Origin of the sequence: Plantactinospora mayteni (genome assembly GCF_016862935.1) — a bacterium.
GTDB lineage: Bacteria > Actinomycetota > Actinomycetes > Mycobacteriales > Micromonosporaceae > Plantactinospora > Plantactinospora mayteni.
The window spans coordinates 1-13,016 of the sequence record NZ_BONX01000088.1 but is presented as its reverse complement, the minus strand read 5'-3'; the positions used below and the strand labels follow the sequence as shown (position 1 = coordinate 13,016).

The 13,016-nt window shown below is 69.9% G+C and carries 9 protein-coding genes and 1 pseudogene; 5 read left to right on the top strand and 5 right to left on the bottom strand.

Features of this window, described 5'->3' with window-relative positions; all coding sequences use genetic code 11:
- Positions 1–54 precede the first annotated feature (54 nt).
- Positions 55–1,119 (bottom strand): saccharopine dehydrogenase family protein, encoded by a 1,065-nt coding sequence (locus tag Pma05_RS41550; RefSeq protein ID WP_203863039.1) that lies wholly within the window; start codon positions 1,117–1,119, stop codon positions 55–57.
- A gap of 163 nt (positions 1,120–1,282) precedes the next feature.
- Between Pma05_RS41550 and Pma05_RS41545 the strand changes: the two genes are divergently transcribed.
- Positions 1,283–2,233 (top strand): AraC family transcriptional regulator, encoded by a 951-nt coding sequence (locus tag Pma05_RS41545; protein WP_203863038.1) that lies wholly within the window; start codon positions 1,283–1,285, stop codon positions 2,231–2,233.
- Positions 2,234–2,363: 130 nt separating this feature from the next.
- On the opposite strand, the gene Pma05_RS41540 is transcribed toward Pma05_RS41545, so the two are convergent.
- The 4 genes from Pma05_RS41540 to Pma05_RS41525 form a co-directional block, all read right to left on the bottom strand.
- Positions 2,364–3,281, bottom strand: a complete 918-nt coding sequence (locus Pma05_RS41540) for a replication-relaxation family protein (RefSeq protein WP_203863037.1) — start codon at positions 3,279–3,281, stop codon at positions 2,364–2,366.
- A 388-nt stretch (positions 3,282–3,669) separates the two neighbouring features.
- Positions 3,670–6,138, bottom strand: a complete 2,469-nt coding sequence (locus Pma05_RS41535; protein WP_239314189.1) for a helicase HerA domain-containing protein — start codon at positions 6,136–6,138, stop codon at positions 3,670–3,672.
- A 201-nt stretch (positions 6,139–6,339) separates the two neighbouring features.
- Positions 6,340–8,118, bottom strand: coding sequence for a VirB4 family type IV secretion system protein (locus Pma05_RS41530; RefSeq protein ID WP_203863036.1), 1,779 nt, complete (start codon positions 8,116–8,118; stop codon positions 6,340–6,342).
- A gap of 10 nt (positions 8,119–8,128) precedes the next feature.
- Complete coding sequence (locus Pma05_RS41525; protein WP_203863035.1) at positions 8,129–9,076, bottom strand: PrgI family protein; 948 nt, start codon at positions 9,074–9,076, stop codon at positions 8,129–8,131.
- Between Pma05_RS41525 and Pma05_RS41520 the strand changes: the two genes are divergently transcribed.
- The 4 genes and pseudogenes from Pma05_RS41520 to Pma05_RS41505 all read left to right on the top strand — a co-directional run bounded on the left by Pma05_RS41520 (position 9,076) and on the right by Pma05_RS41505 (position 12,786).
- A complete protein-coding gene (locus Pma05_RS41520; protein WP_275414832.1) occupies positions 9,076–9,327 on the top strand; it encodes a DUF5372 family protein in 252 nt (83 codons plus the stop codon). The genes Pma05_RS41525 and Pma05_RS41520 overlap by 1 nt on opposite strands.
- Positions 9,328–9,479: 152 nt before the next feature.
- Positions 9,480–9,920, top strand: a pseudogene (locus Pma05_RS41515) (recombinase family protein); the annotation flags it as partial.
- A 25-nt stretch (positions 9,921–9,945) separates the two neighbouring features.
- Positions 9,946–11,526, top strand: coding sequence for a recombinase family protein (locus Pma05_RS41510; RefSeq protein WP_307837044.1), 1,581 nt, complete (start codon positions 9,946–9,948; stop codon positions 11,524–11,526).
- A gap of 108 nt (positions 11,527–11,634) precedes the next feature.
- Positions 11,635–12,786, top strand: coding sequence for a hypothetical protein (locus Pma05_RS41505; protein ID WP_203863032.1), 1,152 nt, complete (start codon positions 11,635–11,637; stop codon positions 12,784–12,786).
- Positions 12,787–13,016 lie beyond the last annotated feature (230 nt).

Genomic DNA, 13,016 nt, shown 5'->3' with positions numbered 1-13,016 from the left:
GCCGTAGCTCCTGCGCCGGCGCGGTCGCAGCTTAGGTGCCGTCGGCGCTTGCCTTCACTGCCGGGCTGGTGGAGTGTCGGAAAGGGAGATGGTCCAACTGATTCCATATGGGGCGAGGAAGTCCAGGAAGCTTGTCGGATCGTACGCTTGGGCGGGGGCGAGCACGCCTGGTTTGGCCCCGTCCGCTACCAGTCGGCGGGCGGCTTCGACGGCGATCACGGCGGTGATGCCGTACGTGTCGTGGCCCTGCACGACCCCGCGGGCAAATTGGCCATTGCGGCCGACGGCGTCGATGAGGTAGGTGAACCGTTGGGTACGGCGGTCCTCCTCGGTGGGCCCTTCGGGCAGGCTGTCGATGATCTGCGGAGTGAGCGGGGTGCTCAACTGGGCGCCGACCGCAGCGTCGACGAGGCTCTCGACATGCCGGACCGGCACGTGGCGTGGGATGGTGACCACTTCTGACAAGGGGCATTTCACCACTTCGGTTGGTTGCCGGGCGCCGGGAAGGGTGACCGTGGCGTGCCGGGCGGGGGTGCCCGTACGCCAGTCACCGTCGTCGTAGCTGAGTCCGCCCGCTTTGAGCGCGTCGATCGTTTCGACGGCCGAGCGTAGCGAGCCGCGGGACATCCCACCCCCGCCGACGATGAAGTGGCTGATGGTGATCTCCTCGATCGGCTGGAGGCGCCCGGCGAGCAGGCGGGCGATCAGGTCCCCGGGGACGCACCCATCGTTCGTGGCGGGGACGACGGTGACCCCGGCGCGCTCCGCTTCGCGAGCGAAGGTGTCGAAGACCGTCTTGGTGTAGAGCTGCTCGCCGGCGGTGTCGACGTAGTGGCAGCCGGCGGCGACGGCCGCCCGGACCACGGCGTGGCCGGAGCTCGTGAATGGTCCGGCGCAGTTGATGACCGCGTCGCATTCGCGGGAGGCTGCCACGAGGGCGTCGTGGTCGTCGGTGTCGGCTACCCGCTGCGCGGCGTCGATAATGCCCACAGTCGTTGCGGCCTCGCGCAGGCGGTTGGCGTTACGGCCGATGAGCAGCATGTCGATGTTGCGGTGGGCCAGTTCCGCGAGGACGAGCTTTGCCTGGTAGCCGCTTGCGCCGTAGACGGCGATCTTCACCTGGATCTCCTGTTCGAGCGATCAGAAATGTCGGGCGAGCTGGATGACGATCTCGCGCCTGCGATTCACGGTATGGCGGCATCGTGAGACGCCCAAATAGCGTCAACGTCTCCGGCCCATGCGCGACCGTCTTCGCCCCGGATCGCGGCGATACGATGGCTGGGTGGATGTGCTCTCCGATGCGGTCACCGCCATGCGCACCGGCCAACCGCACTCCGGCCGGGTACGCCGGCCGGCGACCTTCGGAACGCGGGTCCCATCGGTCGCGGGGGCCGGCTTCCACATCGTTTTGCAGGGATCGTGCTGGCTGTTCCCACCGGACGGCGCACCGATCGCCCTCGGGGTCGGTGATGTGGCATTCCTGCCCCACGGTGCCGCCCACGGCCTGGCGGACAGCCCAACCACCCCACTGGTGGACGCCGCCGCGTCACTGGCCGAGATTCGACCCGGCCAAGAGGACACGGAACCAGCAGGTCAGCACCGGACGAACGGCTCGGCCGCTGGCCCGGTCATGCTCTGCGGTGCGTACCTGCTGGACCGGTCCCGGACACATCCGCTGATGAGCGACCTCCCGAAGGTCATCCATCTGCCCGCCCGGGTCGGACGCCACCCGGGGCTACGCGGCGCCGTCGACCTGCTCGGCGGTGAACTGGAGCGGCCACGGCCGGGCGGCGACGCCATGCTGCCCGCCCTGCTGGACGTGCTGCTGCTGCACATACTGCGGGCCTGGTTCGACGACCAATCCGCCCACGGCGCCGATACCGGTTGGGCGGCGGCGCTGCGCGACCCGGCAGTCGCGGCGGCACTGCGGGCCATCCATGGTGATCCCGGTCGGCAATGGACCGTCGAGGAACTGGGCACGCAGTCCGGACTGTCCCGCGCCGCCTTCGCCCGACGGTTCGCCGCCCTGGTCGGGCAGCCGCCACTGACGTACCTAACGTGGTGGCGGATGACCATCGCTGCGCGGCTCCTGCGCGACAGCGATGCGCCGCTGGCCGCAATCGCCAGGAAGGTCGGCTACAGCTCCGAGTACGCCTTCGCCCACGCGTTCAAACGCGAGTACGGTTTAGCCCCCGGCGGGTTCCGGCAATCGCCCGTGACGGCGGGGATCTAGCCGGGAGTAGGCGGACGTTTTTCACTACTCACTCCGAATACCGAGCGGCAATGGGGAAACGCACTGTCATCGGCAGATTAGGATGGCCGATCACCTCGCGGCTCCCTTCCTCCATGGCCGTCTTTCGCGCTCAGCTTGGCCATCTATCGCGCTCAGTCACAATCAGCCGGAGTGGGTGGTCGTCCGGATGTGTCGGTCCGGGGGTGAGAGGGCCGGGTTGGCCGTGGCTGCTGGGCAGGTCAGCCAGGGTGAGTCGGTGCCGGCCGTTGCCCGCCAGCCGCCATACCGGGCCGGCCCGCTCGGGCCCGGATTCCGGACAGGTGGTGGCGACGATCAGGGTGGGTTCCGGTCGGTCGGCGAGCTTGCGGTGCAGGTTCTGCTCACGTAGCCGGCTGGGCAGGACGAACAGGATCGGGTACTGCGGGCCGCCCTCGGCGCGCAGTTTGCGGTGGGAGGCCAGCTTGTCGACCAGACGCCTGATCGGTTCGGTGCCTCGGTCGAGTTCGAGGAAGAACCCGGTTTCCTGGTTGCCGTCGGTCCAGACGCCGTGGCCGTCGGGTTTGATCCGGTGACCGAACGCTGCCGCTGTGGTGCGTTCGGACCACCAGCGGGTCAGCGCCGTGCCCCGTCGGCGGCGGGCGTGGACGAGCAGGGAGACGAAGACGTCGTTGACGGCGAGGAGGTGGTCCAGTGTCGCGCTGGAGTAGACCCGGTCCTGCCGTTCCCGCACGGCTTTGATGCTGGGTGGGCTATCACCACGTGCCAGCGCGGTGTATCTGGCGGAGAGCAGGCCGGGCAGCCAGCACATCGGGTTGAGGCCGGGCCGGTTGCGGATGAAGCGGTCGATGAAGCCGAGACGGCGCAGTAGCTGTAGCCGATGCCGGCAGGTGGTCGGGTTGGTGAACAGGATCGAGGTGAGGTGTTCGGTGGTGAGGGTGCTGTGCTCATCGAGGAGGGAGGCGATGGTGTAGTCGCGGGAGCGAAGACGATGAGAGATGTCGATGAGGGAGTGAGCGGATGTGGGGCTAGGGCTGGTCGTCGAGGGCACGACTACTGGGATGTCCCCCGTAGAGAGTTCCCCCAGGGGGAGTGTCGGGTTTTGTTGTTCGCGGGCATGACGGCTCCTAGCTGGGCTGTTGGGTGGATGAGGTCGGCCGGGGCTCGGCAGTACAGCGCCGGGCAGTGGCCGGGTCGGTGGCCGATGCGATGACCGGGTTCCAGCCGGGTCGGCAGAGGGCGATCAGACCGGCGCCACCGTGATTCCGATCTGGTGACCGACTGGTAGCAGGGCGTAAGCTGACGAGGTCCCTCAGCGGCTTCCCCCGTGGTCGCTGAGGGACCTCGCCGCTTCCCGCAGAGGCGAACGAGCACCGACTGCGGCCGGCCCGGAGGCCGGGCGGCCTCGAACCCGGGCGTTGCCGAGCGCGCCTGTTGGGTTACGCAGGGTCTTGTTGGGTGGCTGTTGGGTCGCCTGAGTCCGGATCGTCGCCGTCGGACGGGTCGGCGACGCCAGCGAGCTGGGCGATCGCTGACTGGTTCCCGGCGGTGCCTGCGACCGCGCTGGCGGCTGCCTGCCGGACTGCGGTGGCCTCGCCGACGATCGGCCGTGCCGGGTTGGTCCGCAGGGTGAACGCCGCGGTTTCCCGGCTGTGGACGACGAGCCGGCACGCCGCCCGGTAGGCGTCCAGGTGGGACAGGTCATGCTCGTCTAGTTCAGGCATGGTGTGCCGGGCCAGCTGGTGAGCGTCCTCGGGCGCGCAGGAGAAGAAGACCTTGTTGCGGGCGTTCGCGGAAATGGCCAGCTGCGTCTCCCGCGGCATCTGCGACAGATTCTGGTGCGCCAGGACCAGGCCGAGGTGATAGCCGCGCGCCTCGGCGAGCATGTCCCCGACCGAGCCGGGCAGGTTCAGGAAGTTGTGGGCCTCGTCGATGTATGCGAACGAGTCCCGTCGGTCTGCCTCCGGTAGCCGGGTCCGGCCAGTCGCGGCCTGCCAGGCCGAGGCGAGGACGAAGCTGCCCATCAGCCGGGCCGTTTCCTCACCGATCTGCCCTTTCGGTAGGCGGGCGAGCAGGATGCCGCCGTCAAGGACGCGGCGCATGTCGAAGCTCGACCGCGGTGCACCGAGGGTGCGGCGAACGAAGTCCCGCAACAGGAACGCCCGCAGCCGGGACAGCACCGGGCCGATCACCTGCGCCCGCAGCGGTGCCGGGGTCGACTCGAACCATTCCCAGTAGCCGCGCAGGCCCTCGGGGTCGTCGAGGTCCTGGGTGAACGCGTACCGGAATTTCTTGTCGTTGAGCAGCGGTGGGATCAGCGTCAGGGTGGCGTTGGCCTTGCGCAGCAGGGTCAGACACGCGACCCGCAGCGTGTCGTCGATCCTCGGTCCCCAGTGCTTGGCGAAGATTCGCCCGAAGATGGAGACGATGTTGTCCACGACCAGGTCGTGGTCCTCGCCCTGCAGGGGGTTGAGGGTGGTGCCGGCCGGCTGGTTCGGGTCGATGATCGTCAGCCGTTTGGCGTGGCTTTTCGGGATCCGGTCGAGCAGGTCGAGGACCAGGTCGCCTTTGGGGTCGATGACGACGGTGCCGCGACGGGCGTGGATGTCGTCGAGGATCATGTTCATCAGCAGGGTCGATTTGCCGGAGCCGGTGGAGCCGAGCACGTGCAGGTGCTGGCGGGCGTCGACGACGTTCACGGCGACGGAGTGGCCGCCGACGTCGGCGCGGCCGAGGACCTTCGTGCCGCGTCCCCCGGACGCGACGGCGACCGGGGCGGGCATCGGTTTGGCGCGGGCGCGGTCCAGACCGGGCACGGCGATGTCCTGGGGCAGCGTCGCGATCGTGGCCAGTTCGACGTGGGACAGGAGGAATCCGCGGCGCAGTCTGCGGCCGGCCAGGATCTGGGCGGGATGCCTGATGGAGCGGCGGCGTAGCCGGTTGCGGCCGGTCCACACCCCGTAGGCGGAGGCGATGCCGTGGGCGAGGGTGACCAGCCGGGGCTTGAGGTTGTCGGGGTCGCTGCCGCGAGGGTTGGTGTGCGCGACGCCGAAACGCAGTGCCACCTCCCACTGGCTGCCGGCGAGCTTGTCGACGCCGGCGCGCCCGTCTCGCTCCCGCTGCGGATCGGTGCCGGGCAGCGGCGTGTACCGGGCAGTCTGACGGGTCTGCCGGCCCGTGCTGAACAGCTCCGTCACGAGGTCGAGGACGGCGCGTAGCCAGGTGGCCGGGTCGAGCAGGTCGCGCGGTGGCCGGCCGGTACGCAAACCCTGGACGCCGCGGCGTAGCCGGCGGACCTGCCGGGCCGTGGCGGGCCGGGCCAGGACCTGCACGCAGGCCGACTCGGCGGCGTGTAGCCCCGACGCCGCGGAGATCAGGGTGCGCAGCGGGTCGTTGTCATGGTCGCTCTGCAGCGGGTACCACGCCGGCAGCGCGGGGGCGAGCGCACCGCCGACGTCGAGAGCGTCCAGGGGCAGCGGCGGGTCGGCGTCGGTGATGGTGCATGCGGCGCCGGGCCAGGCGCCTCGGATCGCGGCCTGGATCGGGCCGTGCTGGATTGTGGCCGGTACCCAGATCGCGATGGTCAGTTCCCGGCCGCTCCACCGGTATTCCATGGCGATGTGTGGGCGGCCGTCGCGCAGGCGGCGCCACCAGCCGGTGTGCAGGAGTTCGGCGAGGGTCGCCCAGACAGTGGCGGCGCCGTCCGGGTCGACCTCAGGCGGTGGGCTGATCGTGACCAGCTGCGCGTGCCGGGCCATCCGGGCGTGCTGACGGTCGGCCACGACGGTGCGCGCGGCGTAGCCGCCGACGGCGATGAGGAGGCCGACGAGCGCGAGCCACGGCCGATCTCGACACCAGCCGACGGCGGCGGTGACGGTGTCGAGAAGCCACTGCGACGGTCCGGGCAACGACGGAACCGGTGGGGTGGAAGACGGTGTGGGCGTGGGAGTTGACGTGGAGATGAGGCAGGCGAGTACAGGACTGGTGTTCACGTGTTGGTCCCTTCCGGGGAACGAAAAGGGGCCGTGGGCCGCCATTGCTGGCGGCCCACGGCCCTGGGATGGTTGAGTGATGCCACGGCCGGTTTTGGCCGCGGCAGGTGTGACGGGTTACTCGTCGTCAGGTAACTCCAGGTCACCGATACATAGCCGGTGCTCCTGTCTGGAGGCCACGGCCTGGAAGCTGACCCGATGGGTGCCAGAGATCAGCAGGGCTTCGCCGCGGCGGGCGGCGAGCAGCACCCGGGCCTCGCCGGTCGTCAGGCCGAACACGTCCGCGACGATGTCGATCGCCTGCGGCGCCTGCCGCAACAGGATCTGGGTAGCGGCGTTGGCGATGACGATCCGCCCGAGGTCGGAGCCGAGCAGGTCACCGACGTCCTGGGTGACGACCGCGAGCCCGGCCCGCCGCTTCCGCGCCGACTTGGCAAGGTGGGAGAGGAACTTGGCGCCTTCGCCCTCGCGGAGCAGTGTCCAGGCTTCGTCGACGACCACCAGCCGCCGTGGTGTGTGCGCGGACGGGATGGCGGGGGTGTCGACCTCGCGCCAGATCGCGTCGAGTGCGAGGAGCATGCCGGGACCGCGCAGTTCGTCGGCGAGGTGCCGGGTGGACCAGCACACCAGCTGTCCCGACGGGACCGTTGTTGTCGGGCCGTCGAAGAGGTCCCGGAACGATCCGGTGGTCCACGGTGTCAGCCTGGCGGCGAGAGTGTCGGCGGCGTCGGTGCCCTGCGCAGTCAGGGCGGTGGCTACGTCGCGTAGCAGCGGTGCCTGCCGGCGCCAGGTGTCGGGGTCGTTGGAGATCCCGGCCTGGTCGTAGGCGTCGTTGATCGCCTTGTCCAACGCGAGCTGCTCAGACGATGGCAGCTCACCCAGCATGACCGAGATCAGGGTGTGCAGGAACATCGCCCGGTAGGTGCGGGCTTTCGGTCGGCGGTCGGCGGGTGGGATGTCGAGCGGGTTGAGTCGCACGCCGTTGGCGCCGAGCGCGATGGTGACGCCGCCGATCGCCTCGGTGAGGCGGATGTACTCGTTGTCGGGGTCGATCACCGACACGTGCACGCCGTCAGCCAACGACCGGAGTACGTCCAACTTCACGAAGTACGACTTTCCGGCGCCGGATCGGGCGAGGACGACGCTGTTGGCGTTGTGCTGCGCCCACCGGTCCCACCAGACGATCCCGTTCGAGGTCGGGTTGAGGCCGTAGAGCATGCCGCCGGTGGCACCTGGTTCACCGGGCAGCGGCGCCGGCAGGTCGGAGGAGGCGAGCGGGAGCGCCGAGGCGAGCGCGTCGGTGTCCATCATCCGGCGCATGCCGAGCCCGTCGGCACCGAGTGGAAGGGTGCTCGTCCAGCCCTGCAGCTGCCGCCACGTCGCCGGCTGGGTGTCTAGCAGTACCGAGGCGGCGGTGGCCCGCACGTGCGCGATCGCTTCGTCGAGTTCGTCGAGGGTGGTGGCGTGCACGCACAGGTACAGGCCGACGCGGAAGAGTTTGCTGTGGCCGCGGGCGATCCGGTCGGCCAGTTCCGCGGCGTCGTCGGCGGCGGCCTCGGTGATCGGATCGGCGAGGCGGCCCTTTTCCGTGTCGGTGCGCCGGTTGGACTCCAGCCGGGCCCGTTGCCTGCGCAGCCGGGCGGCGGCGATCTGCGGGGGCAGGGGGTCGATGTGGACGGCGACGTCGAGGCGGCCGGGCCAGGCTAGTAGTGGGTCCAGCCAGGCGGGGCCGACCTCGGCGGGGTAGCCGGTGACGATCAGTGTTGCCGCGTAGCCGTCGCCGAGGCGCAGGTAGCGGGGTGTGTGTTCGATCGCGGCCGGGCCCACGACGGCCGCGAGCCCGGCCGAGTCGGTCGGGCTCGGGTCAGTAGTGGTGGTCGGCTTTCGCCGTTTCATCAGGGGCATGTCAGTCTCCTGGTCCGGTGACGGCCTCGTCGGGTAGGGCGCGGGGCCAGGAGACGTCGGCCGGGGTGTAGGGGTCGGTGGCGCAGGTGAGCACTGCGGCGGCCTGGCCGCCGTCGAGGACGGCGGTCTGCGCCCCGAGGGCGGACAACGCGGACGCGGTGTGTTCCGCCCGGCGCAGGACCTCGGTGTCGCGGCCCTTGTCGCCGGTGGCGGTGACCGCGACGGTTACCGTGCGCCACAGTGGGTTCCGCTGGGCGGCGAGGTCGTGGAGGAAGTCGGCGTAGTCCCGGGCGGCGTCGGCCAGGGCAGGGTTGGCGATGGTGTCGGCGCTCTCGGCGATGCGGTGGGCGTGGCTGGACAGGTCGGCCCGCTGCGCGGAGACCACGATCTGCACCGGCCCGGACAGTGAGTTGAGCCACCGGCCGTAGCTGCCGATCAGGCCGGCTTGCTCGTCGCCGGTGCGCAGCCCGATGTTCACCGTGGTGCAGGCGACCAAGGCCGCGGCGTGCGGGCCGGCGTCGATGACGCCGGTGTCGCTGATCGCGGTGGCCGGCAGCCGCAGCACCGGCACGGCCGCGGCGGGCGGCTCGACGGCCGGCGCCCAGGCCGGCGTCGGGAGCGGTCGACCGGCTGCGGCTGGGGCAAGCCGTTTCGGGCCGCGGGTGTGCCGCACCGCCGCGAGTAGCCAGGCGTCCATGGACAGGCCGTCGCGGCGGCCCAGGGCCAACACGATCGCCGCCCCGGCGAGAGGGGTGAGGATCGCGATCAGGACCGGCTGCGGCAGCAGGTCACCGACCGCGCGGAAGATGCCGTAGCCGATCACCCCGGCCACGGCCAGGATGGCCAACTGCCGGGCGGTCAACCCGTAGACGATCTTGTCTGGGGTGTCAACGTCGGCGGGGATACGAGCTCTATAGGGCTCGTCGTAGGAGTTCTTCTTCGGATTCATTGGTTGTTACACACCCTTTCCACCCATTGGTCGGCCAGGGGCTGCCGGTGTTGTTCTCCGCCCGGATGAAGGGCGGTCTGGTGTTCGTGTGTGAGATCGACGGTGGCAAGCGACGGATCTCGCTGCCGCAGTCCTGGACCGATCGAGGTCCGCAGCCGATGCCGGGCCGGTTCGCCGTCGACGGGCTTACGGCCGCGCGGCAGTTGATTGATGCGATCGGATCCCGGCTGCGCGACACCGATCGGGGGTAAGGCATGATCGTGTCCGCTGTGGACGGAGGGAAGGCACTGATTCCGTTGGCGCGAACGGGGATGAGGCGTGGGCGCCGGCTGGGACCAGGTCGAAGCAGTAATGGCCGTGGCGAATATGCTGGACCCGGCGGTGCGCTCACGGGCGGGTCGCGATGAAGCCGAGTGCGAAGATCACCGCGTCGCATCGGAGCCGGCTGGCGGTGGTGTACGTGCGCCAGTCCAGCGTGGTGCAGGTCCGCGTCCACGGGGAGTCCACGACACGCCAGTACGGGCTGGCCGCTACCGCAGTGGAGATGGGCTGGGCACCAGGCGGGGTGCTGACCATCGACGCCGACCTCGGCGTCTCGGGCCGGTTTGGCGCGCACCGCGACGGGTTTACCGAGCTGTTGGCCCGGGTCTGCCGCGGCGAGGTCGGCGCCATCTTCGGTCTGGAGGTGTCGCGGTTGGCCCGCTCGTGCGGGGAGTTCGCCCGGCTGCTGGAGTTGGCCCGGCTCACCGACACGCTGCTGGTCGACGCCGACGGCGTCTACGACTTGTCCGACGTCAACGACCGCCTCCTGCTCGGCCTCAAGGGCAGCATGTCCGAGGCCGAGTTGCACCTTCTCACCGGCCGGCTGCATGGCGCGAAACTGGCCGCCGCGCACCGCGGGGAACTGCGCTCGCCGCTGGCCGTCGGCTATGTCCACGACGACGGCGAGGTCGTCTTCGACCCCGACGAACAGGTCCGCCACGCGGTCGAGGACCTGTTCGCTGAGTTCGCCGCGACCGGCTCGGCGCTGGGCGTGGTCAAGGCATTCGCCGCCACCGGCCGGCTGTTCCCGCAACGCAAGTGGGGCGGCGCGTGGGATGGGCAGATCAAGTGGGGGCAAGCTGACCCACTCGCGGGTGCTGCAGGCGGTCAAGAACCCGGTCTACGCCGGCGCCTACGCCTACGGACGCAGCTACGACGCGCGCGGCGTGCGCCCCGACGGCACCGTCGCCGCCACCTGGGTCAAACGCGCCCGCGCCGAGTGGACCGTCCTCATTCAGGACCACCATCCCGGCTACATCACCTGGCAGCAGTTCGTCGACATCGAAACCAAGCTGGCCGCCAACCACACCAAGGCCGGCTTCCGCCCGCCCCGGGAAGGGCCGGCGCTGTGTCAGGGCATCATCTTCTGCGGCATCTGCGGCGGCCGCATGGGCACCCGCTACGGCGACGGCGGACGGGTGCACTACCTCTGCCAGGCCCGCGACGCCAACCGCACGACCACCTGCCGCACCGTCGCAGCGGTCACCGTCGACGACGCCGTCGCCGCGCTGCTGCTCGACGCGGTTACCCCGCAGCAGCTCAAACTCGCGGTCAAGGCCGCTGACGAGCTGACCGAGCGCTACACCCGCAGCCACCGCGCCGCCGAACTCGCCGTCGAACGCGCCCGCTATGAAGCCGACCGCGCCGAACGCGCCTTCAGTAACGTCGAACCCGAAAACCGGCTCGTCGCCCGGGCTTTGGAAGGCAGATGGGAAGCCAAACTTGTCGCGCTCGCCGATGCTGAAGCCGCCCTGGCCACAGCCCGTGCCGCCCGGCCGCCGCTGCCCGAACGCGACGCGTTGCTGGCACTGGCCGCCGACCTGCCCAGGCTGTGGCAGCACCCCGACACCCAGGCCCGCGACCGCAAACGCCTGCTGCGCACCCTGATCGCCGACGTCACCCTTCTGCCGGAAACCCAACGTGACGAGGTCCGCATCGGGGTGCGCTGGCACACCGGCGCCACCGACGAGATCACCGCCGGCCGGATCGGACCCGGCCGAACCCCGGCGGCAGCGCTGGACCTGATCCGCCGCCACGGCGCCACCCACACCAGCGACCAACTCGCGGTCATGCTCAACGCCGCAGGGCTGCGCACCGGCCGCGGCCACCGCTGGACCAAGGGCAGTGTCGCCCGCGTCCGCGACGCCTACACCATCCACGCGCCCAGAACCGTCGCCATCCAAGACGGTGAGGTAAGCGTCAAACAAGCCGCAGCCGAACTCGGCATTCCCGCCGACGCCGTCTACAACTGGCTCACCCACGGCCAGGTCCCCGCCCGCAGAGCCCCCAGCGGACGCTGGTGCATCCCCTGGGACCCCGACACCCAAGCCATCTACCGGCGCAAAGTCGCCGACTCGTTCCGGCTCAAGCCGGTTCCTCCGAGCCCGGCAGCGTCGCAGCCACCGTGAGGACCTCAGGAATGAGGACCTCAAGATTCTGGAACGCTTGACCCGACCGGTCGCGTCGGCGGATCTGGCAATCTGAGCGGGATATTCGCGGCCCAAGGAGATGATGGCGTGGCGGGTTGGTCGGCGATGGCGGGCACCCACGAGTTTGTCGTGCCCGACGATGTGCACGCGCAGGAACTCGCCCGAGCCCTCGCGGCGCATGGCTTCGCCTACGTCACCGCGCGGCCGCACGTGGGCGAGGGCTGGACGGTGACCGCACTCGACGAGGGTCCGTACCCGGTCGATACCACCGGCCAACGCATGATGAACGCAGTAGGCCGCGCCGCCGCTGCCATCGCCCGCCAGTACGGTGGCTACCGCAACGGGGGAAGCCGCTGCGACGTCAGCATGCTGCACATCGACCGGGACTCCGATGCCCCGATCGTGTGCACCAACCCCGGCGTACGCCCCCCGACCCCAACGGTTGTTATGGCCACGCCGCCACCCGCGGCACCGCTGGCGCTGACGCCCGACCATGCACACGACATACCGATCAACCTGTCCGGGCTGGACGAAATCGCGTGGGCAGACCTCGACCATGCACACGGCCCAGCCGAGGACATCCCCGATCTGTTGCAGGCGTTGACCGACCCGTTCGGTGACTGGGCCCAGACCCTCGATGAACTGTTCGGCGATGACCTGCTGCACCAGGGAACCTGCTACTCGGCCACGGCGCCCGCGTTGCCGTTCCTCACCCAAATGATCGTGTCCGGGGCCGTGCCCGCCAAGCAGCGCCTCGACCTCTACGTGTGGTTGCTCATCGCGGCCGGCCGATGGTCCGCCGGCCTGCTCGGCGACGCCGAGCAGGCCGCCGTCCAGCACCGCCCGCCACAACCCCAAGCCTGGACCCTGGACGTCCACTTCACCGTTGACGAGCAACTGCCGACGCTGCTGGCTCGCTGGGAAACCGAACCACCCGCAGTCAGATTCGTACTCGCCTGCCTGGCCGGCGTGTATCCCCACCACGGACGGCAGATCGGCGACCGTATCGCGCACATGGCCCAAGAACTCACCGGCACGCAAGCCGGCGCCTACCTGCACCTCACCCACGCACTCGTACACGGTCGAGACGACCCAGCCATAGCCATCGCCACCGACATCGTGGCGTGGCAGGACAGCCACGACCCGGGCTGGCTGGACATCCCCGATCTGACCATCGCCGTCAAGGCCAGCCAAATCCTCACCGAAGGCGCGCTGCACCAACTCAGCAACACCGAATAGGGCGATACCCCGGCACGAAACCAGTCCGACCCAACCCAACCAGCAAACGGAGAACGCGCAGTATGAAGCAGCCATCGGAATTCGGGTGTGCGGGGTGACGTCATCACTCGGGCGCATCGTCGCCTCCGACCGCTCGCGCACCAGCGGCGCGGACTTTCACCGCCCGGGTGTAGACGTCAACGCCTTCGGCGATCTCCTCCCGGGTGTAGGCGTAGATGGGACGGCGCGTC

Bases quoted from the DNA above. Each gene is read 5' to 3' on its own strand.
- Pma05_RS41530 (WP_203863036.1), bottom strand. From the start codon at position 8,118: ATGAAACGGCGAAAGCCGACCACCACTACTGACCCGAGCCCGACCGAC.
- Pma05_RS41525 (WP_203863035.1), bottom strand. From the start codon at position 9,076: ATGAATCCGAAGAAGAACTCCTACGACGAGCCCTATAGAGCTCGTATC.
- Pma05_RS41510 (WP_307837044.1), top strand. From the start codon at position 9,946: ATGGCGCGAAACTGGCCGCCGCGCACCGCGGGGAACTGCGCTCGCCGC.